General features: G+C 61.5%; 21 protein-coding genes and 1 pseudogene. 17 read left to right on the top strand and 5 right to left on the bottom strand.

From position 1 onward, the window contains the following. Positions 1 to 159: 159 nt before the first annotated feature. Both K290_RS0119455 and K290_RS0119450 read right to left on the bottom strand, forming a co-directional pair. Positions 160 to 2025, bottom strand: coding sequence for a TRAP transporter large permease (locus K290_RS0119455; RefSeq protein WP_028003112.1), 1866 nt, complete (start codon positions 2023 to 2025; stop codon positions 160 to 162). 9 nt (positions 2026 to 2034) lie between these two features. Beyond that, positions 2035 to 3051, bottom strand: a complete 1017-nt coding sequence (locus tag K290_RS0119450; protein WP_004130054.1) for a TRAP transporter substrate-binding protein — start codon at positions 3049 to 3051, stop codon at positions 2035 to 2037. 394 nt (positions 3052 to 3445) lie between these two features. Between K290_RS0119450 and K290_RS34545 the strand changes: the two genes are divergently transcribed. Both K290_RS34545 and K290_RS0119440 read left to right on the top strand, forming a co-directional pair. Continuing rightward, entirely contained in the window at positions 3446 to 4414 is a 969-nt protein-coding gene (locus tag K290_RS34545; RefSeq protein ID WP_015341921.1) for an NAD(P)-dependent oxidoreductase, read from the top strand. Further along, a complete protein-coding gene (locus K290_RS0119440) occupies positions 4411 to 5259 on the top strand; it encodes an alpha/beta fold hydrolase (RefSeq protein WP_004130049.1) in 849 nt (282 codons plus the stop codon). Before K290_RS34545 ends, K290_RS0119440 begins: the two co-directional genes overlap by 4 nt. A gap of 71 nt (positions 5260 to 5330) precedes the next feature. On the opposite strand, the gene K290_RS0119435 is transcribed toward K290_RS0119440, so the two are convergent. After that, positions 5331 to 6260, bottom strand: coding sequence for a LysR substrate-binding domain-containing protein (locus tag K290_RS0119435; protein ID WP_028753481.1), 930 nt, complete (start codon positions 6258 to 6260; stop codon positions 5331 to 5333). Positions 6261 to 6490: 230 nt separating this feature from the next. On the opposite strand from K290_RS0119435, the gene K290_RS0119430 reads away from it, so the two are divergent. From K290_RS0119430 to K290_RS0119365, 14 genes are all read left to right on the top strand, one after another. Further along, positions 6491 to 7342 carry a sugar phosphate isomerase/epimerase family protein gene (locus K290_RS0119430; RefSeq protein ID WP_028753480.1) on the top strand — a complete coding sequence of 284 codons (852 nt, stop codon included), beginning with the start codon at positions 6491 to 6493 and terminating at the stop codon, positions 7340 to 7342. Positions 7343 to 7363: 21 nt separating this feature from the next. Beyond that, positions 7364 to 8356 (top strand): dihydroxyacetone kinase subunit DhaK, encoded by a 993-nt coding sequence (locus K290_RS0119425; protein WP_004130028.1) that lies wholly within the window; start codon positions 7364 to 7366, stop codon positions 8354 to 8356. A gap of 10 nt (positions 8357 to 8366) precedes the next feature. Then, positions 8367 to 9008: a dihydroxyacetone kinase subunit DhaL gene (gene dhaL, locus K290_RS0119420; protein WP_013984746.1), complete on the top strand. Its 642-nt coding sequence runs from the start codon at positions 8367 to 8369 to the stop codon at positions 9006 to 9008. Between the two features lie 654 nt (positions 9009 to 9662). Further along, positions 9663 to 9839 (top strand): hypothetical protein, encoded by a 177-nt coding sequence (locus tag K290_RS37975; protein ID WP_015341926.1) that lies wholly within the window; start codon positions 9663 to 9665, stop codon positions 9837 to 9839. A 199-nt stretch (positions 9840 to 10038) separates the two neighbouring features. Next, positions 10039 to 11070, top strand: coding sequence for a DUF3991 and toprim domain-containing protein (locus K290_RS0119410; RefSeq protein ID WP_028753479.1), 1032 nt, complete (start codon positions 10039 to 10041; stop codon positions 11068 to 11070). A gap of 63 nt (positions 11071 to 11133) precedes the next feature. Then, positions 11134 to 11706: a DUF1419 domain-containing protein gene (locus K290_RS0119405; RefSeq protein ID WP_028753478.1), complete on the top strand. Its 573-nt coding sequence runs from the start codon at positions 11134 to 11136 to the stop codon at positions 11704 to 11706. Positions 11707 to 11851: 145 nt separating this feature from the next. After that, entirely contained in the window at positions 11852 to 16945 is a 5094-nt protein-coding gene (locus K290_RS0119400; RefSeq protein WP_028753477.1) for an N-6 DNA methylase, read from the top strand. Between the two features lie 548 nt (positions 16946 to 17493). Then, positions 17494 to 19278 (top strand): ParB/RepB/Spo0J family partition protein, encoded by a 1785-nt coding sequence (locus tag K290_RS0119395; protein WP_015341931.1) that lies wholly within the window; start codon positions 17494 to 17496, stop codon positions 19276 to 19278. A 92-nt stretch (positions 19279 to 19370) separates the two neighbouring features. Then, positions 19371 to 19847, top strand: a complete 477-nt coding sequence (locus tag K290_RS0119390; RefSeq protein ID WP_015341932.1) for a hypothetical protein — start codon at positions 19371 to 19373, stop codon at positions 19845 to 19847. Next, a complete protein-coding gene (locus K290_RS0119385) occupies positions 19844 to 20728 on the top strand; it encodes a DUF7007 domain-containing protein (protein WP_028753476.1) in 885 nt (294 codons plus the stop codon). The genes K290_RS0119390 and K290_RS0119385 overlap by 4 nt, the downstream gene beginning before the upstream one ends. Further along, a complete protein-coding gene (locus K290_RS34540; RefSeq protein WP_037135796.1) occupies positions 20728 to 21075 on the top strand; it encodes a hypothetical protein in 348 nt (115 codons plus the stop codon). The genes K290_RS0119385 and K290_RS34540 overlap by 1 nt, the downstream gene beginning before the upstream one ends. Continuing rightward, positions 21072 to 21479: a hypothetical protein gene (locus K290_RS36315; protein ID WP_028753475.1), complete on the top strand. Its 408-nt coding sequence runs from the start codon at positions 21072 to 21074 to the stop codon at positions 21477 to 21479. The genes K290_RS34540 and K290_RS36315 overlap by 4 nt, the downstream gene beginning before the upstream one ends. 364 nt (positions 21480 to 21843) lie before the next feature. Next, positions 21844 to 22431, top strand: a complete 588-nt coding sequence (locus tag K290_RS38865; RefSeq protein ID WP_028753474.1) for a hypothetical protein — start codon at positions 21844 to 21846, stop codon at positions 22429 to 22431. Between the two features lie 300 nt (positions 22432 to 22731). Then, positions 22732 to 23658, top strand: coding sequence for an ArdC family protein (locus K290_RS0119365; RefSeq protein ID WP_028753473.1), 927 nt, complete (start codon positions 22732 to 22734; stop codon positions 23656 to 23658). A gap of 7 nt (positions 23659 to 23665) precedes the next feature. Here the strand turns inward: K290_RS0119365 and K290_RS37970 are convergent, their stop codons facing one another. Next, entirely contained in the window at positions 23666 to 23842 is a 177-nt protein-coding gene (locus K290_RS37970; protein ID WP_179613316.1) for a hypothetical protein, read from the bottom strand. A 445-nt stretch (positions 23843 to 24287) separates the two neighbouring features. On the opposite strand from K290_RS37970, the pseudogene K290_RS34530 reads away from it, so the two are divergent. Further along, a pseudogene (locus K290_RS34530) lies at positions 24288 to 24464 on the top strand (DUF736 family protein); the annotation flags it as partial. Between the two features lie 110 nt (positions 24465 to 24574). Here K290_RS34530 and K290_RS36305 read toward each other — a convergent pair. After that, positions 24575 to 24679: DUF736 family protein (locus K290_RS36305; RefSeq protein WP_154668634.1), on the bottom strand; the 105-nt coding region annotated here is incomplete at its 5' end.

Here is a 24679-nt window from a genome sequence, read left to right as displayed (position 1 = left end):
CGTAACGATCTTCGGGTGGGCGCTACATTTCTTCCCGGGCATATTGCGGAGCCAGCAGCATGCTTCTGAAGCGCGTTGCCAGCCCGGCATTCCGCCTTATCCGACATGGTTACGACCGTAGAATGGCCGACTTCTCTACCGGCCGCCTACGGTCGCACGTCATAGGAAGCCGATCGAGATCCAGGGCACCGCTGCGACGATCGCAAGCCCGAGAAGCAGGGCGATCATGTACCCCCACAGCGGCTTTATGCCTTCCACTGGGTTCACACGGCCGATTGCACAGGCGGCATAATAACCGACGCCGAACGGCGGGAGGAACAAGCCCACTCCCATGGCGAGAATGACCACGATCGAATAGTGCACGTCGTGGATCCCTAATCCCTTGGCGATCGGAAATACCAGGGGTGCGAACAGAACCACCGCGGGAATGCCTTCCAGCACGCTACCGAGCACAATGAACGCGACGATCGACACGATCATAAAGATCGGCGCTCCTCCGGGTAGACCCGCCATCGTCTGAACCAGCCCACGCGAAAAACCCGATTGAGTCAGGCACCAGGCCACAGCCGTTGCCGCCGCGATGATGAAAAGGATGGCTCCGGACAAGACCGCCGTTTCCACCAGCATCGGACCCACCCGCTTCCAGTCGAACCGGCGGTAAATGAGGAGGCCTGCCAGCAGCGAGTAGGCAATGCCGATTGTCGAGACTTCCGTGGCGGTAGCAACGCCTTCGACAACCGCTGTACGGATGATAAAAGGTAGGGCCAAAGCCGGAAGCGCAATCAGGAATGTGCGAAAGATCTCCCTGGCTGGCGGCTTGCGAAAACCCGACATGTCCTCGTTGCGATAGCGCCACCAGACGACAACGCAAAGCATCAATCCGCAGACGAACGCCGGCAAAAGACCGCCTATGAACAGGGCCGAAATCGATACGCTCGTAACCGATCCGATGGTGATCAATACGAGGCTCGGCGGGATCGTCTCCGTCTGCGCACCCGTAGCCGCAAGCAGGGCCACGAGATCGCCGGGCTTTGATCCTCTCGCTTTCATCTCCGGGAACAGTGCCGGGGCGACAGCAGCCATGTCGGCGGTCTTCGAACCCGATATCCCAGACACCAGATACATTGCCGCGACGAGGACGTAACACAGGCCGCCTCTGACATGTCCGAGCAAGGACGCCAGGAAGTTCAGCATCGCTTTTGCCATGCCCGTAACCTCCATCAGCATACCCAGCAGCACGAACAGCGGGACCGCTAGGAGGAGAAGATGCGACATTCCCTCATCAAGCCGACCCGCGATCACGCTTATCGGACGGCTCGTACCCAGAGCCACATAACTGATGGCAGCGAGAGCGAACACGAACGCGATTGGTACGCCGCTCAGCACACCTAGTGCGATGAAGACTACGAAGAAAAGCACGAGGTTCCAGTTGCCCATCGCCATGATCAACGGTTTCGCCGCAATCGCCAACCCTATCAAGCATGCGGCTACAAGGACCCCGATCAGGAAATCGCTCAGCGTGATGCGCTGAAGGGCATTGGTCACGCCAAGGATAAGCATCAGGCCAAGTCCGATCGGAAGACCAAAAGAACGCCATGCGACCGAAACTTCCATCGCGGGAGTGACGACCGGAACTTCATGAAGAGCGTAGGCCGTGGCCTTGGGCAGAAGAAGCACGCAGACCGAAAGGCAAAAGACAAGTGCAGCCACCTCCAGTCTTGCCCTTACGACGGGCGGCATCGCGTCCGCGATAACGCCCATCCTCATGTGCTGTCCGCGGTGAAAAGCGAGGACCGCGCCCACGATCGAAAGCCAGAGGAACAACATGGAGGCGAGCTCATCCGACCAGATGAGCGGCTCGCCCCATGCATAGCGGGCGAAGACGCCCGCCGACAGCACGAGTACCTCGACAACAACAAGTGCTGCGGCGATCAATTCAATCAGGCGCACCAGGCGCGTTTCAGCTTTCGCCAGGACTGGCCACGCGCCGATCACCGGGGGGCTGACATTTTCAGAAGTAGCCATGTCAACGCCTCAGATCAATTTGCCCGAGGTAGACTCCAGCAACGCCCATGCTTCCTCGCCAAAACGCCCCTTCCAATCGGAGTAGAACGACGAAGCTTGCAGCGTCGCGCGGAACTTGGAAACATCGACGTCGATAAATTCAAGACCCTTGCTCGTCAGCTCTGCCTGGAGTTCGGAATTCAGCTTTTCGACATCAGCGCGTTGCACGATAGCCGAGCGATTGATCTCGGTGACGACAATGTCACGCAAGTCCTCAGGCAGCATCTCGAAGTTGTCCCGATTGGCGAGAATCCAGAAGCCGTCCCACATATGGTTGGTCCGGGAGAGATACTTTTGAACCTCGTACATCTTGGCAAAGTAAATGCCAGCGAGCGGGTTTTCGAGACCGTCGGCGACGTGGGTCTGGAGTGCGGAATAAGTTTCGCCCCATGGAATCGACGTCGGCGCGGCGCCGAGAGACTTGAAAAGCGATGTCCAGAGCGGCGCAGGAGGGACGCGGATCTTGAAGCCCTTGAGGTCCTCGGGCGACTTGATCGGTTTCCCGATCGAGGTCGTCTGCCGAAAGCCGTTGTCCCACATCTTCTCGAAGGCGATCAGGTTGACCTTCTCAAAAGCCGTCCGGATGCTCCGGCCGAGCTCACCATCCACCGACTTCCACACCTGCGCGTAGTCGGGGTAGGCAAATCCTACACCGGTGATGGCCGCCGGCGGGACGAGTGTCGCTGCGATGAGGCCTGTCTGCGCAAGAAGGTCCAGGCCACCTGATCGAAGCTGGCTGAGCATATCAGCATCGGTGCCGAGCTGGCTCGCGGGGAACACTTGAATGCTCACGCGGCCGTCTGTCTGCTGGCTGATCTTGTCGGAAGCCTCGGTCATCCGCGTGTTGAGCGGATGATCAACCGGCATGATGTTGGCGAATTTAAACGAGAATTCAGGCGAACTCGCACGCATGATGCGCGGTGCCGCAAGCGCGGCGGTCATCGCCACGGAACTCATAATAAGGGTACGGCGATTCATTCTGATCATTGGTTCCTCCTCTAACCGTGTTGATCTATGTCGATGTTTTTAGGAGCCTCCAGCGCAGGCGCTTTCCTCGTAAGCGTCCTCAGTTTCGTGCAGGTTGCTTAGACCTTGGACTGATGTCGCTGAAGCCGGAAGCCTCCCACTGTGCGGCTGGACGTAAATTAGGCGCTTGCGCCAAACGTCCGCAAATGAATTGCCTCCGGCCAATGGTGAGTTGAACTCAGGCGAGTTCGGCGTGACCCGCGATGGAGGCAAAGTTTTTCTGGGAGAACGCGCCAGGCAACATGAATCCAGGTCACATGTTTTTTGCGCAAACTCTTTTGATGTGGAGGAAGCCGCCATGCTAACCGCTTTGCATGCGAGCATGGCACTCCGGTGGGATGTGCCGGCCTATGACGTGCCAGTATCGCGGAGGAGACCGGAATTGCACCAAGCTTTAGAAACAAAGCCGAGCCCGGCACGAGGACCGGGAAAACCGACAATCGGTTTTATCGGTCTCGGCTCGATGGGATTGCCGATGGCGTCGCATCTCCTAAAAAGCGGCTTCAGGGTCAAGGGGTTTGACATCTCGGAGAATGCTCTAAGAAGCTTCGCTGACAGTGGCGGGACTGCCTATCCAGACGCTACAGAAGCGGCCAGCGAGACTGACGTCTTGATGTTGATGGTAGTCAACATCGACCAGGCGCACCAAGCCCTCTTCGAACGGGGCGCCCTGGCAAATTCAACCAGGGCCAGCGTCGTCGTCCTGATGTCAACATGCCCTCCCGGCGAGGTTGAACAGCTCGCCGAGGCCGTTATTGCTCGCGGTCACCGGTTTCTGGATGCGCCTGTTTCCGGCGGCGTCGCCGGAGCGCGCGACGCGTCGCTCTCCATCATGGTGGCTGGTGACAGGCAAACCTATGAGATGAGCCGCAATCTTTTCGACGTGCTCGGCTCCAAGATCTATTATCTCGGAGAGCGGCCTGGCCAGGCATCGGTTGCCAAAGCAGTCAACCAGTTGCTGTGCGGCGTACACTTGGCGGCAGCGGCTGAGGCGCTGTCGCTCGCCGAAAGGGCTGGCCTCGACACCTCAACGGTACTCGAGATCGTGTCCGGCTCGGCGGCCGCCAGCTGGATGCTCAACGATCGTGGCCAGCGGATGCTTCTGGAAGACCCTGAGGTAACGAGCGCGGTAGACATTTTTGTGAAAGATCTCGGTATCGTGCTTGCCGCCGGCTCCTCTGCCAGGGCCGCCCTGCCGCTCGCCTCCGTTGCGCATCAGTTCTTCCTTGCCGCGTCTGGGCAGGGGTCAGGCTCGGCAGATGACAGTCAGGTCATTCGTGCGTATCGGGGAATGACCGCGGGCCAGAAGGAGGCAAAAAAGTGAGTGCCGAGATCAAAAGCAATTACGCGCGACTGTCCGGCATCACCATGCACTACCTGACCGCAGGATCCGGTGAGCCGCTGGTTCTCCTTCACGGGGTGCCGCAGAGTTCGCACGAATGGCGGCACGTGATCCCCTTCCTCGCGGACAAGTACGCGATCATCGCGCCGGACCTGCGGGGCCTCGGCGACACTTCCCGGCCCGCCGATGGGTACGACAAGAAAACGATTGCCGAGGACGTGTGGGAGCTTCTTTCTGAACATCTGAAGATCGATCGCTTCAATCTTGTGGGACACGACTGGGGCGGCCCGGTGGCGTTTGCCCTGGCCGCGCAGCACCGGGGGGCTGTTAGCAAGCTCGCGATCCTGGACGTTACCATTCCTGGCGATGGAGCGGACATGTCGCAAGGCGGCCGCCGTTGGCACCACCCTTTCTTCAGGACGCCGGATTTGCCGGAAGCGATGTTCGGCGGTCGCGAGCATATCTATCTGGAATGGTTGTTTGACAATTACGGCAGCCGGGCAAACGTGCTATCTCAGGAAGACAAGAATGAGTATTTCCGTACCTACCTGAAACCGGGTGGCCTGCGCACACTTCTCGCCTATTATCGGGGCTTTCCAACCGACGTCAAAGACAACGAGTTATTCCTCGAGAGGGATGGCAAGCTCGAAATGCCGGTCCTCGCCCTGGGCGGAGACAGTGGTTTTGGCCGCGGCATGGAGACGATGGAATCACTGCAGCGGGTGGCAAGTGACGTTCGAGGCGGATTGATCCCGGGCTCGGGTCACTGGGTTGCGGAAGAAGCTCCCGAATTCATAGCGAACGAACTCGGGAAATTCTTCGGCTAAACCACTGCCTGACGTCGGGGATGCGCGTCTGATCCACCAGTCGCGCATCACCGACCCCGATTGCGCATAACTCACCTCCCGCCGACGTCGATCTCACTCGCAGAAACCGCGTCGCCAGCCAGGGTCTCTTCGATCCAACGTTTGAACAGAGCGATCTTTGGCGTTCTTGCCCTGGACCGTAAGTACACGAGACTATGGCAATTGATGCTGGGGCCTTTCAGGCCAAACGGCGCAACGAGCCTCCCGCTTTTCAGATCTTGGCGGACGAGTATGAGGCTTTCCAGGCAAACGCCAAGTCCATCCGCGGCCGCATTGATGGACATGAAAGATCTATCGAAACGCAGCCCCCGATCCATGTTGAGCCTCACACCGTGGTCGTCGGCCCAATCCTGCCAGCGATAGAGGTTCACTTCGGAGTGGATGAGCGGAAATCTGGCGAGATCCTGCGGTGAGCGTATTCCGTTTGCGCCCTCGACCAACGATGGGGCGCACAGGACCACTATTGGCTCGGGCGGGAAGGGCTCGACGGCGATGCCAACCTCCACGGGCTGCGTTCCGTAGCGGATGTCTATATCGACGTTGCCGGTCCTGAGCTCGGCCGGGTCACCAGAAGCGTGCAGTCGAAGATCGATCTCCGGATAGCGGGCGCTAAACCGGGCGAGGCGAGGCATGAGCCACTGCGAAGCGAGACTGACAACCGAATGGATATTCAGAATGTCACTTTTGCCCTTCTTCGTGAAATTGCGAGTGGCGCTCTCGATCCTTCGAAAGGAGGCGCTGATCTCTTCAGCGTAAGCCCTTCCCGCGTCAGTCAGCATGATTGAACGCCCGGAGCGATGAAATAAAGCAATTCCGAGCTCCGAATCCAGCGCGGCCATTTGATGGCTCACGGCCGAGGGGCTGATGCTTAGTTCCTCGGCGGCTTTTCCAAAAGATCCAAGACGTGCGACAGCTTCCAACACCTGTAGCGATCGCAGCGAAGGAAACTCCAACGCGCTCATCACCCCTCCTCCCCGTTTATGCGTGCCTCGCCACCGTTCTTACTTGAGACATTCAGTACGCTGGAGGACGCCCTTCCTCTATATTCCATGAGGAAATTTAACGCAAATGATGCATTTGTTGAGATGCATTCATGTATTGACCGATTGAATTCGCTTGTCCGGATGAAGCGTTTTTAACACTTTGCCCTTCGGAACGGCCTTTGCGCCGTTCTTTGCTAAGGGAGGAATGCATGGCTGAACGGGTGATCTCCGTGTCCGGCGCGCCGTACGACGGGCATAGCAGAGAGGCCGCACTGGAGAGCGCGGCAACCCTCGGGTTCACCCATTTCGAGCCGGCCTTTATCGTTGGATATACAGAACCCTTCGATGAGACCGCCTTCACACCTTCCGAGATGACCAGTTGGCGCAGCGCGCTTAGGTCTTCGGGGCTCTTGTGTCATGCAATGTCGTCGCACATCGACCTCGGTTTCGAAGATTCGGTCGAAGTGTTCACGGGCCGCATGGCATTCGCCGCGGCGATTGGAGCCAAAGTTATTGCGACCAACGCGGCCGCCCGACAAAGAGAGGCAACATTCCGTCGCAACGTCGAAACCATACTGAGAAGAGCGGAAGCCTTTGATATCATCGTTGGCCTGGAAAACCCAGGAGACGGCAGCGATAGCCTGATCAACACCGCGCGGGACGGTATTTCTCTTGTTGAGGAATTCGGATCGCCCTTTCTAAAGCTAAATTACGACGCTGCAAACACGGCGTCACATCGACCGGACATGGACGATCTCGCAGGTGATGGAATCCTGGCGCTGCCGGAATCGGCGCACGCCCATATCAAGGATGTCCGTGAAACCGACGAAGGTTGGTTTTTCTGCGATATCGGCGACGGCAAGGTCGGGTGCGAGCGCCTCCTGGCTGCAATCGCAAAGCTCGACAGCCTCCCGGTCAGTATTGAACTTCCCTTGAGACTGCATCGCAATCGGCAGGCGCAGCCCGTTCGCCGCCAAGATCCCGTGCCGCTGTCAACGATCGAGGACTCGCTGGCTCGGTCGCTCAAGGTCGTCCGGCGAGCGCTCAACCACAATCAATGACCGTGTCTGGAGGAGGACGCAGTGCAACGTTTTGTAAACAACCGCGATGAGGTCGTGGAAGATACCATCAGGGGCTTTGTGAAGGCACACCGAGACATCGTGCGCCTCGCCGAAAACCAACGCGTGGTGACGGCGATTGACCGGCCCGCGCAAGGAAAAGTGGGTGTCGTAACTGGAGGTGGCTCCGGACACGAGCCTGCCTTCATTGGCTATATAGGCCGCAACATGCTCGACGCGGTCGCGGTCGGCGAGCTGTTTTCGTCGCCAACGGCAAAGAGCTTTCATGATGCCATACGCGAAGCGAATGGTGGAAACGGCGTCGTTGTCCTCTACGGAAATTATGCCGGAGACAACATGAACGTGAAAATGGCGATGAAACTCGCCGCGAAGGACGGCATCGAGGTTGCCACGGTGGTTGCGAACGATGACGTGTGCTCCGCCTCCGCCGAGGAGCGGGAGAAGCGCCGAGGCGTTGCCGGAGAGATCTTCATGTGGAAGGTCGGCGGAGCGAAAGCGTCGATGGGCGCCAGCCTATCCGAGGTTCGTGACGCAGCGCAGAAGGCCATCGACAATTGCCGCTCGGTCGGTGTCGGATTGGGGCCGTGCACTCTTCCAGCGGTCGGACATCCGAACTTCCAGATCGAGCCTGGCACCATTGAAGTCGGTATCGGCCATCACGGCGAGCCGGGCGTGCGAGTAGAAGCGCTCAAGAGCGCATCAGAGGTCGCCAAGGATATGTGCCAGATCGTGCTGGATGATCATGATCTCGGCTCGGGGACAGAAGTGGCCGTACTGGTATCTGGCCTTGGCGCGACACCGCTGAACGAACTTTACATTCTCTTCGACACAGTCGAGGAGGAAATCTCCGGCCGCGGCCTCAGGATCCACAAAGCGTATGTTGGTAACTACTTCACGTCTCTTGAGATGGTTGGAGCGACTTTGACGGTCATGGCGCTCGATGAAGAGCTAAAGTCGCTACTGGAGGTCGAGGTTCGCTGCGCGGCGACGCTTTAAGGAGGGAACAATGCAAAAAATGAATAACGCGGCAGCCGGAGAAATCGTAGTCTCCATGGCAAGAGCGATCATCGATAACCGCGCCTACCTCAGCGAGATCGACGGCAAGATTGGCGACGGCGATCACGGAATAAATATGGCGAAAGGTTTCGGTTTAGTGGCCGACCGGATACGCGGCAAGGAGCTATCGCTCGCAAAAGCGCTTGAGACCCTCGGAACAGTCCTGATGACCGAGATCGGCGGATCTATGGGTCCGCTTTACGGTGTGATGTTCACCGAGTTTGCCCAGCAGATCGATCAGGTCGACCAGATCGACAACAAGACGTTCAGCCGAATGCTGCATGCTGGCTTGACGGGTATTCAACAAATTGGTTCGGCCAAAGTCGGCGACAAGACATTGCTTGACACGTTGGTGCCTGCTGTTGAAGCTTTTGACAATGCGACATCAGAAGGGAAATCCTTCGACGAGGCATTGGAACTCCTCGTTGCGGCAGCCGAAAGTGGCCGCGATTCGACGGTGAACTTGATCGCGCGGATCGGCCGAGCCAGCAGGCTGGGCGAACGATCGCTCGGCGTGCTGGATGCTGGTGCGACGTCTTGCGCGCTGATCCTCAAGGAGTTGTCTGAGGGAACCCGTAATAGGCTTCAATAGTGTCATCGCTTCTTGAGCGTGATCATAGTGAGAACCGAAGTGATGCCGAGCTTAAGGGGAAGCCAATCCAGAGTGCCGCTCGGTTATTGATGTGAAACGCGCCGCGATAGAAATCCGGCGACAGTCCTCGTGTGCCGCCCGAGGGTGGACACCCGCTTTCGCGGCCATCCGGGAATCAAATTTGGCGGACAGATTGGGTCGGCGGCGAACTATGCATTCGGTCTCCGGGCACCATCGCTCTCGCTTGCAGGGTCGGGTTCCGCAAACCGCGAAAGGCACGACTCATCGCAACTTAGGCGGTGCCACGACTGAAGCTGACGCGACATTCGGTCACGCGGCGACGCAGAGTCCTTCGCTCAGCCAACACCTGACCCGCTAAATCGAAGACACGAGTAATCGGCCTGCGGGCAGCGACGACCTGGCACGAAGCTCGAAAATCGTGCGTCGAACGGTGGCCCAAACGGAAGCAAGCCAATCCCGCTTGTCTGTGATGGCGTCCTGGCCCGGTTCCGGATCTTCCACGATCAACCCATAAAGGGTCCGCTAGCAAGCTGCGGCCGCGTCGGCTTCGCCTCGCGGTGATCGCGCCCGGACCCCGTGCCTTTTGAGGAGCCATCGAGCGGGAATTGGCCCGCTCCCGTAGGAGCCTCTCAAATGTCGCACGATCTCTCTCTCGCACAGTCCCACGCCCTCCAGCTTTCCCGTGACCTGATGGTCCCGGTCACCCTCTTCGAGGTCGACGGAGAATACGGCGTCCTTCCTTCTGACGAGATCGACGCCGACGACGATCTGGCGATCGTGCACGAGTATACGCCATGGCCGGCTCATTGAGCCGGCGCCGCGTGGGTGCCCCTTGCGAGCGGCAGGCCGCAAGGGGGGCTTCGCCGCGTCCGACGTCAGCTTGCATGATCCGACAATTGCCAGCCGCGCCCTTGCGGTCTTTGCTCTTCGGGGCCTGCCGAAAGGCGTCGGTGAACCGACGGGCAAGGAAGGATTATGGAGGCCGATCGCTGGGCGATCGGAATGAAAAATGAAGAGAAGAGAGATTGAAGCGCTGCGCGATCAGGTCAGTTGTGCGGCAGTGCTTGAGCATGCCGGTTTTGCAATAGACGCGAAGGAAAGCACGCGACGGGCAGTCAAGTTCCGCCGCGGCGGCGAGATCATTATCGTCACCTATGAAGGGCGTGGGTGGTTCGATCCCCTGTCCGACGCGAAAGGCGATGTGTTCCGGCTCGTCGAGCATCTCGATCGGGTCGGTTTTCCCGAAGGTGCAGAACGGGTCGCGGCTCTGGTCGGGTTTCAGATCACGGGGCCGGAGTGGCAGCCCGCGAAAGATGGTCAGAGATCCGACCTCTCTCTTCCCGATCGTTGGCAGTCCCGCAGGCGACCCTGGCCTGGTTCCTCGTCGTGGCGGTACCTCAACGGCGAGCGCTATCTGCCAGCGACCGTGCTGCGAGCGACCGTCAAAGGCGACCTTCTGCGCGAAGGCCCGCAAGGCAGCATGTGGGCGGCGCACCGGGACCAGGCCGGGGTCTTGACCGGCTGGGAAGCGCGGGGTCCGCAATACCGGGGTTTTGCATCCGGAGGAACCAAGGTTCTCTTCCGTCTCGGTTCGGACAGCGCTTCGCGCCTGGCCGTCACGGAAGCGGCGATCGATGCCATGAGCCTCGCGGCGATCGAAGATTTGCGGGAGGGGACGCTTTATCTCAGCACTGGCGGCGGATGGTCGCCGACCACGGAGGCAGCGTTGCGGAAGTTAGCGGCGAAGCCCGCCGTCCAGATGGTAGCGGCGACGGACGCCAATCCGCAGGGCGAGATGTTTGCCGAACGGCTGCGGACGCTTGCCGACGATGCAGGCTGCGACTGGCTTCGACTTCGGCCGTCCGAGGAGGATTGGAACGAAACCCTGAAGATCAGGGAAAAGGAAAAGAGGGAAACGATGGAAGAAGGAGGCGTGCCGCATGCGCGCCGTCCGCGTCAAGGGAGGCTTCGCCCGGCGGAGCCGGCCCTTGACCCTGACGGCCGCGATGGCGGCGGCAGCCAAGGGGTCATGAAGGACTGAAGAGGAAGGCAAGGTCGATAGGACAGTGCCGCGCTTCGGCCCGAAACCTCCGAAGGAGTGCAGATGAACCCCTACCCCGCAATCCGAAAAGTCTTCCAGGGCGTCCCAAGCCGACCGCAGATGTTCCGCATGTTCGACCGTCATCTCCAGCGGCCCAACCGTTGGGGAGACGACGCAACACCGCTCTATGACGGCGAATGGTTCGAAATCCTGCCGCCGCTCTGGATCTGCGGTTCGATGTTTGCGATGCGCGAGTTCCTGACCGGTTCGGTGACATCAGTGTTCTTCGCACTCCGGATCGATGAGGCGATCCGCTATTTTCACGGCTATTGCGACCTTTCCGAAAAAGCGTCCGTCGAGACCATGCGCCTTCCGATTATCGAGCGCGAGAACCGCCCGGTCCGGGTTTTAACGCGCGCGGAACGCCTTGAGCACATCTGGAGCAGCACGGCGGACGACTTTCGCGGCTATGCGGACGAGCGCTGGCCGGAGGCCTCGCGCGGCAAGCGCACTGTGATGATCTACGGCGGTAAAGACGGCACTGTTCTGAAGCTGCTGGAAGGCCTCAGCGACGACGAGATCGCCGCCAAGCTGCCGGTACAACTGCGCCACCTCCCCTCGCCGATCGCGGCTTGAGAGTTTCCGATTGCATCCGTGCGCGAAGCAATCGCGCCCGGCCCACGATAGCTGCGCAGCCCATGCAGGCGCCCCTTCCACCCCTTCGCGTTCCTCGACTGTCGCTTGCGGCGGATCGATGACGCTCGCTCACAAGGAGCTTTCGATGAGCACCGATCCATTCACCCTTGATATGTTTGGTAGCAGCGCTTTGTCATCAGGACTTGGTCTTGGCGTCACGGCGTTCGGCGGTTTTGCCGCCAACGACGACGAGCCCGACCCGACCCCACCCTCTCCGGCGCGGGCTCTGCCGGCGACCAACCGGCCGGTCCAGCGAAAGCAGGGGCAGCGCGCCAACTTCTATCTCGACGATGGCGACCGCGATCTCGCCGCGACCTGGAAGGAGCGAGCACGCATCAATGTCGCGGCCATCCTCACCGCAAACGAAATCGAGAGGCAAAATCTGCCGGCGACTCCGGCCGCCCAGGCGAGGCTGATCCGCTTCACCGGTTTCGGCGCCGGCGAGCTGGCAAACGGCATGTTCCGGCGGCCTGGGGAAACCGACTTCCGCACAGGTTGGGATGATCTCGGCAACTCGCTGGAAACAGTGGTCAGCGAGGGCGAATACGCGTCGCTCGCCCGTTGCACCCAATATGCACACTTCACCCCTGAATTCGTCATTCGGGCAATCTGGACGGGCATTCATCGTCTCGGCTGGCGCGGCGGCCGAGTGTTGGAGCCGGGGATCGGAACAGGCCTGTTTCCGGCGCTGATGCCGAAACAGTATCGCGAACTGAGCTACGTCACCGGCATCGAGCTCGATCCCGTCACGGCCCGCATCGCGAAACTGCTGCAGCCGAAGGCGCGCATCATCAACGGCGATTTCGCGCGCACGGACCTCAATGCGATCTACGATCTTGCCATCGGCAACCCGCCCTTCTCCGATCGCACGGTTCGTTCCGACCGGCACTATCGCGCGCTCGGTCTCAGGCTGCACGACTATTTCATCGCGCGGGCGATCGATCTCCTGAAACCTGGCGGGCTCGCCGCCTTCGTCACCAGCGCCGGCACCATGGACAAGGCCGACCGCACCTGCCGGGCGCATGTTGCAAAAACCGCCGACCTTATCGGCGCCATCCGCCTTCCCGAAGGCAGTTTTCGGCGGGAAGCCGGCACCGATGTGGTCGTCGATATTCTTTTTTTTCGCAAACGAAAGACGGGCGAAGCCGCAAACGATCTCGGCTGGCTTGATTTGGAGGAAATTCGCCCGGCGACCGCGGAGGACGGAGCCATCCGTGTGAACCGCTGGTTCGCGCAGCATGCGGATACTGTGCTCGGCGATCATGCCCTGGTCTCCGGCCCCTTCGGCGAGACCTATACCTGCGTGGCGCGGCCGGGCGAAAGCCTGGAGGCGGTACTTCTTGCGGCTATCGAGCGCCTTCCGGAGGGCATCTACGATGGCGAACCGACCGAAATCGATCGCGACCTCGAAGAAGAGCTGGCGGAAATCCTCGATCTGAAGCCTGACCAAAGCCGGATTCGGGAGGGCAGCTTCTTCCTCGACACCAGGCACGGCCTGATGCAGATGATCGATGGCGCACCGGTCGCGGTGAAAATTCGCAGTGGCCGCAGCGCCGACGGCATTCGGGAAAAGCATGTCCGGATCATCAAGAAGCTCATTCCGATCCGAGACGCCGTGCGCGAGGTGCTGAAGGCCCAGGAACTCGATCGACCGTGGCGCGAGTGCCAGGTGCGACTCAGGGTCGCCTGGTCGAGTTTCGTGCGCGATTTCGGGCCGATCAATCATACGACGGTGTCTATCAGCGAGGATGACGGGAGCGGAGAAGTTCGCGAAACTCACCGTCGCCCGAACCTTGCTCCGTTTCTCGACGATCCGGATTGCTGGCTGGTCGCGTCGATCGAGGACTATGACCTCGAAACCGATACCGCCAGGCCCGGAGCGATTTTCTCCGAACGCGTCATCGCGCCCCCTGCCCCGCCGGTCATCACCTCGGCCGCCGATGCCTTGGCCGTCGTCCTCAACGAGCGCGGTCGTATCGACCTCGACCACATCGCCGAACTCCTGCATCGCGACACCGACGACGTTCGGCACGAGCTTGGCGATGCCATCTTTCGCGATCCCGCCGATGGCTCCTGGCAGACCGCGGACGCCTATCTCTCCGGCGCCGTGCGCACGAAACTCGCGGTCGCAAAAGCCGCGGCCGAGTTGGATCCCGTCTACGAGCGCAATGTCCGGGGGCTTGAAGCAGTACAGCCCGCCGATCTACGCCCCTCGGACATCACCGCTCGGCTGGGTGCACCCTGGATCCCAGCGACCGATATCGTCGACTTCGTCCACGAGACCATGGGCGCCGAGATCAGGATCCACCACTTGCCGGAGCTCGGTTCATGGACCGTCGAGGCGCGACAGCTCGGATGGACGGCGGCCGGCACATCGGAATGGGGCACCGACCGGCGTCACGCCGGCGAGCTGCTTGCCGATGCGCTGAACAGCCGGGTGCCGCAGATCTTCGACGTGTTCAAGGACGCAGACGGCGAGCGGCGGGTACTGAACGTCGTCGATACCGAAGCCGCCCGCGACAAGCTGCAGAAAATCAAGCAAGCCTTCCAGAACTGGGTCTGGACCGATCCCGATCGTACCGACCGGCTGGCGCGGGTCTATAACGACCGCTTCAACAACATCGCGCCCAGGCGCTTCGACGGCTCCCACCTCCAACTTCCCGGCGCCTCTGGCGCCTTTATTCTTTATGGGCACCAGAAGCGTGGCATCTGGCGCATGATCTCGTCGGGAGCGACCTATCTGGCGCATGCCGTCGGCGCCGGCAAGACGATGACGATGGCGGCCGCCATCATGGAGCAGCGCCGCCTCGGACTGATCGCCAAGGCGATGCTGGTGGTGCCGGGCCATTGCCTGGCGCAGGCGGCCCGCGAATTCCTGGCGCTCTATCCCAACGCCCGCATTCTCGTCGCCGACGAGACCAATTTCTCGAAGGACAAGCGCGCTCGCTTCCTGTCCCGCGCTGCAACAGCAACCTGGGATGCCATCATCATCACGCACTCGGCATTCCGGTTCATCGCCGTGCCATCGGCCTTCGAGCAACAGATGATCCAGGACGAGCTGGAGCTATATGAGGATCTGCTGACCAAGGTCGACAGCGAGGATCGGGTCTCGCGCAAGCGGCTGGAGCGGCTCAAGGAAGGTCTGAAGGAACGGCTGGAGGCGTTGTCGACCCGCAAGGACGATCTGCTGACGATCTCTGAAATCGGCGTCGACCAGATCATCGTCGATGAGGCGCAGGAATTCCGCAAGCTTTCGTTTGCCACCAACATGTCGACGTTGAAAGGCATCGATCCGAACGGCTCGCAGCGTGCCTGGGACCTCTACGTCAAGTCCCGTTTCATCGAGACGAAGAATCCCGGCCGGGCCTTGATTCTCGCCTCCGGCACGCCGATCACCAATACGCTTGGCGAAATGTTCTCGGTCCAGCGCCTGCTCGGATCCGACGCGTTGCGCGAGCGCGGGTTGCATGAATTCGACGCCTGGGCCTCGACCTTCGGCGACACGACGACCGAACTCGAGATCCAGCCGTCGGGCAGATACAAGCCTGTCAGCCGCTTTGCCTCCTTCGTCAACGTCCCCGAACTGATCGCCATGTTCCGGTCTTTCGCTGACGTGGTGATGCCCGAGGATCTGCGCGATTACGTCAGGGTGCCTGATATCTCCACCGGCCGGCGGCAAATTCTCACCGCCAAGCCGACGCAGGCTTTCAAGAACTACCAGACCATCCTCGACGCCCGTATCAAGGCGATCGAGATGCGCGAAGGGCCGGCGCAGCCCGGCGATGACATTCTGCTCTCCGTCATCACCGATGGGCGCCATGCCGCCATTGACCTCCGCCTGGTCGACCCCGACAGCGAGAACGAGCCGGAAAACAAGCTCAACCTGCTGGTCCAGAACGCCTTCCGTATTTGGCAGGAGACGTCACAACGGACCTTTTTGCGGCCGGACGGCAAGCAGTTCGATCTGCCCGGGGCGGCGCAGATGATCTTTTCCGATCTCGGCACCATCAATGTCGAGAAGACGAGAGGCTTTTCCGCCTATCGATGGATCCGCGACGAACTCGTCCGGATGGGCGTTCCGCCATCCGAAATCGCCTTCATGCAGGATTACAAGAAGAGCGACGCGAAACAGCGTCTGTTCGCCGACGTGCGCGCCGGCAAGGTCCGCTTCCTCATCGGCTCTTCAGAGACCATGGGGACCGGCGTCAACGCGCAGCTTCGTCTCAAGGCGCTGCATCATCTGGACGTTCCCTGGCTGCCCTCGCAGATCGAACAGCGCGAGGGCCGGATCGTCCGCCAGGGCAATCAGCATGACGAGGTCGATATCTTCGCCTATGCCACCCAGGGCTCGCTCGACGCTGCTATGTGGCAGAACAACGAGCGCAAGGCCCGCTTCATTGCCGCGGCACTTTCAGGCGATACTTCGATTCGCCGCTTGGAAGACCTCGGCGAAGGAGCCGTCAACCAGTTCGCCATGGCCAAGGCGATCGCGAGCGGTGACGAACGGCTAATGCAGAAGGCGGGGCTCGAGGCCGACATTGCCCGGCTCGAACGGTTGCGCGCCGCTCATGATGACGATCAGTATGCCGTGCGCCGGCAGATCCGTGATGCCGAGCGCGACATCGAGGTTTCGATCCGGCGTATCGGCGAGATTGCCAGGGACATCGAACAGCTCATTCCGACTGCTGGCGATGCCTTCGTGATGGTGGTCAAGGGCGAGACCTATGAGGAGCGTAAGCTTGCCGGCCGGGCGCTGATGAAGGAAATCCTGACCCTCGTCCAGCTTCAACAGGAGGGTGATGTCGCCATTGCTTCGATCGGCGGCTTCGATGTGATCTATTCCGGCGAGCGGTTCGGTAAGGGTGACGGCTATCACTACGCCACCCTCCTCCAGCGTACCGGCGCCACCCAGGAGGTCGATCTTGCCGTCACCGTGACGCCGATCGGCGCGATCTCGCGGCTGGAGCACGCGCTTGCCGGCTTTGATGATGAACAGGCGCGGTATCGGCATCGACTGCATGAAGCCGAGCGGCGTCTTGGCGCCTATCGCTCGCGCGAAGGCGGCGTATTCGCATTTGCAGATGAGCTTACCGACAAGCGCCGGCAGCTTCGAGACGTTGAGGAGGAATTGGCGACTACGGCGCGCGAGGAAGCGGCCGCCAGGCCAGAGGCAGCTTGACCATCGGCCGATTGCGGTCTTTTGGATGCGGTGCAGCATGTGCATAGCTGCATTGCACAATAAATGACTTCCGTCTGCTCAAATAATGTTCATACCGCACGCAGCTGATGCACATGGCGGCCTCTCCTCCCAGTGCCGCCGCAGCAGCTGTTCCCCTCTGGAGGTTTATTGACCTTCACACTTCAAGGGCCGCGGTTTCCGCTGGCCCATTTTTTTATTTTCCATCTTATCAAAATCGACGTCCAGTCGCGTGCAAGCCGCCGCTTCTGCCGCCGACACGAGAAGGAAGCAAGGGAGAAAGGAAGGAAGGAAGAGGAATCGTCGCAGAGCAGTTCGCCGGTCGCCGCTTCCGCTCAACCGCCGCCTCCGCATCCCGGCCACTCGCCTTCGCAGGGCTGTCAGCCCCGCTCGTCCTTCGCGGCAGCAATGCTCGGCCGCAGTTGCACCCGGCCGCCCGCTCCGCGGTCCGGGAGATGTCTTCGGAAAAATGAAGACGCGAGAAGGACAGGCAGAAGGGCCGTGTCCAAATCCCCGAGAAGGAGCATCCCATGCAACTCATGAAGGTCGATCCGCGTGCGCTGAAGGACAACCCCGACAACACGCGTCAGTCGAAGTCGACGCCGCAGGCCGACGCCCTGCTTCTGGCGACCATCAAGGCTGTAGGCGTTATCCAGCCGCCCGTCATTTTCCCGGAAGCCGGTGGCAACGGCTACGTCATTGAAGCGGGTCACCGGCGCACACGCATGGCGGTCGCCGCCGGTCTCGAGGAAATCGACGTGATCGTCGTCGAGGCGGCCAACGACAATGGCGCCATGCGCTCGATGATCGAGAACATCGCGCGTGAGCCGTTGAACCCCGTCGACCAATGGCGCGGCATCGAGCGGCTGGTCGCGCTTGGTTGGACCGAGGAGGCGATCGCCGTAGCGCTTGCCCTCCCCGTCCGCCAGATCCGCAAGCTCCGTCTGCTCGCCAACGTTCTGCCTTCGATGCTCGACCAGATGGCGAAGGGAGATATGCCGAACGAGCAGCAGCTGAGGACGATCGCCGCTGCCTCGTCCGAGGAGCAGAAAGAGGTCTGGAAAGCCCACAAGCCGAAGAAGGGCGATACGGCAGCCTGGTGGCAGATCGCCAACGGGCTGTCGAAAACCCGCATGTACGCTCGCGATGCAAGCTTCGGCGATGATCTTCGCCTGGCCTACGGTATCGAGTGGTCCGAGGACCTGTTCGGCCCGGCCGATCAGGACAATCGCTACACCACAAATGTCGAGGCGTTCCTCGGCGCCCAGCAGGAGTGGATGGCAAGCAACCTGCCGAAGAAGGGTGCGATCGTCGAGGTCAACAATTGGGGCCAGCCGGACCTGCCGAAGAAGGCCGAACGCGTCTACGGCAAGCCAGGCAAAGGCGATTGCACCGCAATGTACCTCGATCGCGAGGGCAAGGTGCAGAGCGTTCACTACCGGATGCCGGAGGTCAGGAAGTCCGCCGGCCAGACCGGCACCGCGGCCGATGGGACGGAGGAGGCCAACGACGAGGCGGCGGTCGCCGGAAAGACAAGGCCCGACGTCACGCAGAAGGGCTTCGACATGATCGGTGATTTCCGGACCGATGCGCTGCATGAGGCGCTGGCCCGCGCGCCGATCGAGGACGACATGTTGATGGCTCTCCTGGTCATGGCCTTTGCCGGCACCAATGTCCGGGTCGATTCCGGCGCCAACGACACCATGTTCGGACTGAGGCGGTTCCAACGTCATGCCGCGCGCCTCTATTCCGCCGATGGCAGGCTGTCGGTTGATATGGACAGCGTGCGTGTCGCCGCCCGTTCGGTCCTCATCGACGTGCTTTCTTGCCGCCGTGGTATGTCGAACAGCGGCGTCGTCTCCAGGATCGCCGGCGAGGCGATCGGCGCCGAAGGCTTCCTACCGAATATGGGAACAGAGGACTTCCTTCTGTGCCTGTCGCGCCAGGCCCTGGAGACTGCGGCAAAGGAGGCCAACCTCCAGCCCCGGGCGCGGGTCCGCGAAACCCGCGCAGCCCTCGTCGACCACTTCACATCGACTGAGGCAACCTTCGTCCATCCGGCGGCGCTGTTTGCGCCTGACCCGAAGGACATCGCCGATCTCCTGAAACATCGCGATTGCTTCGACGAGGAGAATGCCCCGGTCGAAGAGGCGATCGGCGATATCGGCGGCGATGCGCAGCCGGACGCTCGCAACGACGCCGACGCTTCAGACGCACAGGATCTGGATCACGGGGATCCTGACGCTGATGCGGTGACGACAAATGATGACCCCTCCAGCGACGAGGAAACCGCCTACGCGATCGCGGCGGAATAGCAGACCCTCTTCTCCGCATGATCCTCCGCCGCCGGCCGCCCCGGCGGCGGTTTCGTTTCCACCACCATCAAAACTCAAAGGAGGATGCGCAAATGTCCGCGTCTCTGATCTATGACCTCGCCCCTGTTGGTTCCATCGTCGCCTGGTCGGATGGCACTCCCCGACCGCCCGAGCGTTTCAGCAAGAAGCTCGCCGCCTGGAAGACCCGGAACAGTCAGGGCCGGCTGGTCCGCAAGGAGGGCGAGCGCAGCCTCGGCGCCACGAGCCTGTCGCCCAATTTTACGCTTCACGAGGGCGATCTCGGCGCAAGTGGCGTGATCGCCATCCGCATCCACCGCACCTTCTCGCTCGAGAGCACGCTGACATTCAAAGTGATCGAGCGGCCGCCGCTCGGATCGGTTCGCGTTTTCGATCGCGCCGGCGCCAATGCCGAGCTCGTGCATCTCGCCGTTGATCGGCACGCGGCCGAGGAATGGCTCACCCAGCACGGCTATCCTCATGCCGTTCTCGACGAGGTGACTGAGGATGAGATTGCTGCCGATCACATGGAAGGGAGGGCTGCGGCATGAACCCGGCACACACGCCCCAAATAGAGGCCTCCACCCCTGAAGATTTAGGGGTGGAATTCGCCAGAGCCGCCGACGACATGGCTGTCGCGCGGATCGGCGATCTCGTCTTCGCAATGGTTCCTGCCGGTGGCGGGCAATATTTGCTCGCCAGTGCATGGCGCGTGTCGCGGCCGCTTGCCGCGCTGAAGCGCGATGATTTCTATTCCCACCATGGCGCGGTCGCCGACGAAGCGGCGTTTCGCGACCGTATGATCGAACAGGCGGAACACAGCCGCGAGTTGGGGTTGCTTTCCCGACAGAGCGTGCGAATGACCTGCAGCACGCCTTGGGGTGCGTCCCAGAGCGCCACCGTCTACGCCGACGGCATCGTCTCCCACACAACGGCTGGCCATGGCGGCTTCCAACTCTCCTCTGCTCGCAACGCCAGGGTCCATCCGATGCTGAGGGCAGACGGCGGCTGGTACGAGGAGGATGCCGCGTGGGCGGTCGTCGCCCTGACCTTTCCGGACCTGTTCACGGCCTACGAACGCAAGTGCTCGGACAAGACGATCCGCGACAGTTGGCCGGATGTCTGGGAGGCGATCTCCGGTCGCCCCCTTGCACCCGGCGAGTGCTACGAGAAGGATGCCCGAGCCTTCGCGCGGCAGCACGCTGGCGACTGGATCGTCATCTCGGCGCTACGGTCAGACCATAACGCCGGCATGACCGAGGTGATCGCCACGATCGGCGGCAAGCGCGGCGAGCGCGTGAAAGAGCGTCGCTTCCTGGTGCCGAGCGATGAGTATGCAATCGGCCGCTTCGGCTTTGTCATCGATGAGGCGAGGCATGCCGTCTATGACGGACCCTCCAGCTTCGCCGGTTGGCGTGGGAGGGCGTCGTAATGGCCAGTTCCGAACGACAGGCCGGCTCGCTTGCCAGAATGGAAGCGGCGCGGCGAAAGACACAGCACCAGCTCGCTCTCATCGAGCGGCAGATTACGCGCCGCATGACAGCGCTCATTCCGCAGCTTGGCCGACGTCAGGCTGGCTTTCGCCGGGGCAAGCCGCCGGAGCCGGGCGCCTTCCTCGAACGCTACCGCGCGAACCTGGCAGCTCTGACGGCCGAGCGCCAGCCCGAGCTCGACGCGCTTACCCGAAAACTTGCCCGGCAGGATGCGGCAATCACGGCATTTCGGGCGCGAGTAGAATCCGATCCACCCGTCGCAACCGCCCGGAGAGCGTCGCTATGAGCACGATCGGAGAACTGGAGCGAAAAGCCGGTATCGGCACATCGCCAGCCGAGAGAACCGCATTCTGGCGCCAGTTCCATCACCTCGAGGGCGAAGCCTGCGTCAACGCGGGGGTTGCGGAACTCAGGCGCCTGATCGCGGCCAGGGAAGCAGTGTCCGAGGCCTCGCCAAAGACGCGTGTTGCCCGTTTTCGCCATGAAGTAATGCCGCCCCTGACGGCGGATCAGCAAGCGGCGCTTCAGGCTTATGCCGCCAAGCATGGCCGCCGCTGGAAATCGATCCTCAGCAATGCGTGGATGGGCGGTCCGCCGCATGATGACGGCGGTCTGCTGCGGGGCCTTCGCAACTCGCACGGTCCGAGCTGGCTGCAATCCTACCGGTTGCCCAAGCCGCCCGAGCGGTAGGCGAGCATTCACGCCCGCGTGGGGAAGACGGAGTTTGCGGGGGAGCCTCCAGTTTCGTTTCGAGGACGTCGTCTCCCTCTCCACGCCGGCTTGCCCTTCGGTTTTGCTGCGGTCTGAACCGGCGGCCGTGCGCTTCAAGGCCGCTGTCGCGCCGCGGTGCGGCCGGACCCCGCCGTCCTTCTCGGAGCAGGCTCGCGTGCTCCGTCGAGGGCAGCTTGCCCTCTTCGCACGCAAACCGGCTCCGCTCGTCCAGGTGGGGCCGGACCCTGAAGCGCCCGTCTTTCCGCCGGTTCGGGCTGACCGCACCGAAGGGCAAGCCGGCATGGGCCGCAGCCGCTTCGGACGACCTCGAAAGGAAACGACCATGGCCAAGCCCGCATCCTCTCCTCGCCAATCCCCACGCGTCGTGCAACTTCGCAAGGGCGCCACCGTCGAAATGGTCCGGCTCACCTGCCCCGACGCCAGCCAGGCGCTGAAGATCGCCGAGAGTTTCGGGACCGCCGTCATCGACAGCGACGGCATCCGCGACCTGCATGAGCGCCTGATCATCGAGACAGCCGATGCGCTCGGCGATGGCCTTGGCGACAAGGCCATGCAGATCCACCTGCAGCGGATCGTCGGCGCCTATGTCGGTTCTGCCCATGGCGCCGGCCAGTTCTACAGCCGCGCCGTCACCGAAGCGCGCGATGCCACGGCCAAGGCCGCGAACGATGCCCGTGACGAGGACCTCGACGGCCCCGTCGGCTATGACAGCGCCGCCCAGCGTAAGCGGGAGTTTGCCGCCGACATGGGCATACAGGCCCATTCGCTCAGAATGGCAGCCGAAGGTGCCGTCGCTGCCTATGCCCAGGTCATCGGCGAGACCTGGAAGCCTTTCGACCGGCCGGTCGAGCAGCCGGGCACGTCGCTCAGCCGCAAGGCGGCCGAAGCGCAAATCTCAGCCTTCGATTAGATAGCTCGGGCGGGGCTCCGCCCGGCTTTTCAGTCGACACAAGAACGGCCGGTTCCATGGCGGGACCGGCTTTTTTCGTGTCGCGGAGGCGGAAACGAGCAACATGAAATGAAGCCGATGGCGCGCGCAGCGCAGCCCGTTCCGTTCGTCGGGTCTGCAGGAGCCGCCGGCGGACGCAACGGCCTTGCCGTCCTCCACTTTGTTGCGGCCGTTCCGGTGCATCCGCCGACTGACCTGCTCCTGCCTTCGACCCTCCGCAACGGGCCGCGACGGGCGCGGCCTCGAAACGGAGGTTTTGATATGAGCAGGACAGAAAATCAGAGGGGCGATCTTTATACCCGCATCACCGACAAGATCATCGAAGATCTTGCGAAGGGCGTGCGGCCCTGGATGAAACCATGGAATGCGGCGAACACGGCAGGCCGCATTACCCGGCCGCTGCGTTACAACGGGCAACCCTATTCTGGCGTCAACGTACTGCTTTTATGGTCGGAGGGCATCGCACGGGGTTATACGTCATCCACATGGATGACGTTCAAGCAGTCCCTTGAACTGGGCGCCGCGGTGCGCAAAGGCGAGACCGGCACGACCGTCGTCTTCGCCAGCCGGTTCACCAAGTCCGAAACCGACGGGAACGGCGGCGAAGTCGAGCGGGAAATCCCCTTCCTGAAGGCGTATAGCGTGTTCAACATCGAGCAGATCGACGGACTTCCCGACCACTACAATCATCAGCGGCCCGCACCGGTTCCAGATCCGGTCCAGCGCATCGAGCATGCCGATTGGTTCTTCCGCAACACCGGCGCTTCCATTCGCCACGGCGGCAACCAGGCCTTCTTCTCGCCGGCCGCCGACCTCATTCAGATGCCGCTGTTCGAGAGCTTCAAGGACGCTGCAAGCTACTATGCAACCCTCAGTCACGAGGTCACCCATTGGACCGCGCCGGACCACCGTGTCGGTCGCGACCTCAGCCGCTACGCCAAGGACAAGAGCGAGCGTGCGCGCGAGGAATTGATTGCCGAGCTCGGCAGTTGCTTCCTTTGCGCCGACCTCGGCATTGTTCCCGAACTCGACCCACGACCCGATCATGCGTCCTATCTTGACTCCTGGCTCAAGGTCCTGACCGACGACAGACGGGCGATCTTCCAGGCGGCAGCGCATGCGCAACGGGCCGTAACGTTCCTGCATTCGCTGCAGCCCGACTCAGCCGACGAGCGCCTTGCTGCGTAACGACTTGTCAGCGCCGGTCGTTGGTCTCGCCAGCGACCGGCAACTCTCGGTCGTCAGCCGCGGTGGGCGCGTCACGATCAGTTGCAAGGTCCAGTTTGCCCCAGATCGAGGTTTTCCGGTCAATCGGCTTGAGCTTCCGGGACGGCTTGATTTCAACGATAAACGGTTTTGTCTGCTGACGCATAAATCCTCCCGGCGACGAATCGCAAGGCGCGACGATAGCGCGGAGGATGGGCAATGCAACGCCCTACGCTCGGGGGTTCAGCGAGGCTTGGGTCTGGCATGTGGACAGGACAGCGGAGCGATGGTTGTAACGGTCGGACGGGCATTCGTGGATTGGCAGCCATTGCCATATCCCTTCGACTACTGCACCAGGCCACGACCTTCGCGGGCTCGATGAGGCATGTCTGATCGAAGACCGGCTTCACCTCGATCGTCTTCCCGCAACGGCCTTGCGAAACTTTCTTCCCCTGAGCGCGATGCGCTCATTCCTCGCGAAGCAACAAAGCTTCTCCTGGCCGCCCTCCATTTCATTCCGGCCTTTCAGGTGCGGTCCGATCGTCCCCGATCCTTGCGACAGCCATCGAGGCCGCGATGGGCGCGGCCCGAAACAGCAAAGGAATACGACAATGGCAACCATCGGCACCTTCACCACCTCCGAAACCGGCTTCAACGGCTCGATCCGCACGCTCGCCCTCAACGTCAAGGCCCGCATCGCCCGCATCGAAAACCCCTCCGACAAGGGCCCGCACTTCCGCATCTACGCAGGCAATGTCGATTATGCTGAGAGTGTGATTATGCGGAGTGCTGATCGCTGAAGGCTGGATTTCTCGACGATAGCGGCGGCTTCTGCTCCGCATAATTCCACTGGTGTGGAAGAGGCGCCCCGCCGTGAAGCGGAGCGCCGATGTGCTGGTCAGCGCGACCAGATGAGCTTGTGCTCGCCCTTGTCGCCCTGGACCAGGGAGGCGTAGACCGGGGCCGTGAAGGACGGATCGTCGAGCTTGAGCGAGAGGTATTC

The sequence above is a fragment of the Rhizobium leucaenae USDA 9039 genome (assembly GCF_000426285.1).
GTDB classification, from domain to species: Bacteria; Pseudomonadota; Alphaproteobacteria; order Rhizobiales; family Rhizobiaceae; genus Rhizobium; species Rhizobium leucaenae.
The sequence above is the reverse complement of the archived record's forward strand: the minus strand, read 5'-3'. Positions and strand labels throughout refer to the sequence as shown.

What these genes read in the sequence shown, in the direction of transcription:
- K290_RS0119455 (WP_028003112.1), bottom strand. Translation starts at nt 2,025, where the DNA reads ATGGCTACTTCTGAAAATGTCAGCCCCCCGGTGATCGGCGCGTGGCCA.
- K290_RS0119450 (WP_004130054.1), bottom strand. Translation starts at nt 3,051, where the DNA reads ATGATCAGAATGAATCGCCGTACCCTTATTATGAGTTCCGTGGCGATG.
- K290_RS0119435 (WP_028753481.1), bottom strand. Translation starts at nt 6,260, where the DNA reads ATGAGCGCGTTGGAGTTTCCTTCGCTGCGATCGCTACAGGTGTTGGAA.
- K290_RS0119430 (WP_028753480.1), top strand. Translation starts at nt 6,491, where the DNA reads ATGGCTGAACGGGTGATCTCCGTGTCCGGCGCGCCGTACGACGGGCAT.
- dhaL (WP_013984746.1), top strand. Translation starts at nt 8,367, where the DNA reads ATGCAAAAAATGAATAACGCGGCAGCCGGAGAAATCGTAGTCTCCATG.
- K290_RS37975 (WP_015341926.1), top strand. Translation starts at nt 9,663, where the DNA reads ATGTCGCACGATCTCTCTCTCGCACAGTCCCACGCCCTCCAGCTTTCC.
- K290_RS0119410 (WP_028753479.1), top strand. Translation starts at nt 10,039, where the DNA reads ATGAAGAGAAGAGAGATTGAAGCGCTGCGCGATCAGGTCAGTTGTGCG.
- K290_RS0119405 (WP_028753478.1), top strand. Translation starts at nt 11,134, where the DNA reads ATGAACCCCTACCCCGCAATCCGAAAAGTCTTCCAGGGCGTCCCAAGC.
- K290_RS0119400 (WP_028753477.1), top strand. Translation starts at nt 11,852, where the DNA reads ATGAGCACCGATCCATTCACCCTTGATATGTTTGGTAGCAGCGCTTTG.
- K290_RS0119395 (WP_015341931.1), top strand. Translation starts at nt 17,494, where the DNA reads ATGCAACTCATGAAGGTCGATCCGCGTGCGCTGAAGGACAACCCCGAC.
- K290_RS0119390 (WP_015341932.1), top strand. Translation starts at nt 19,371, where the DNA reads ATGTCCGCGTCTCTGATCTATGACCTCGCCCCTGTTGGTTCCATCGTC.
- K290_RS0119385 (WP_028753476.1), top strand. Translation starts at nt 19,844, where the DNA reads ATGAACCCGGCACACACGCCCCAAATAGAGGCCTCCACCCCTGAAGAT.
- K290_RS34540 (WP_037135796.1), top strand. Translation starts at nt 20,728, where the DNA reads ATGGCCAGTTCCGAACGACAGGCCGGCTCGCTTGCCAGAATGGAAGCG.
- K290_RS36315 (WP_028753475.1), top strand. Translation starts at nt 21,072, where the DNA reads ATGAGCACGATCGGAGAACTGGAGCGAAAAGCCGGTATCGGCACATCG.
- K290_RS38865 (WP_028753474.1), top strand. Translation starts at nt 21,844, where the DNA reads ATGGCCAAGCCCGCATCCTCTCCTCGCCAATCCCCACGCGTCGTGCAA.
- K290_RS0119365 (WP_028753473.1), top strand. Translation starts at nt 22,732, where the DNA reads ATGAGCAGGACAGAAAATCAGAGGGGCGATCTTTATACCCGCATCACC.
- K290_RS37970 (WP_179613316.1), bottom strand. Translation starts at nt 23,842, where the DNA reads ATGCGTCAGCAGACAAAACCGTTTATCGTTGAAATCAAGCCGTCCCGG.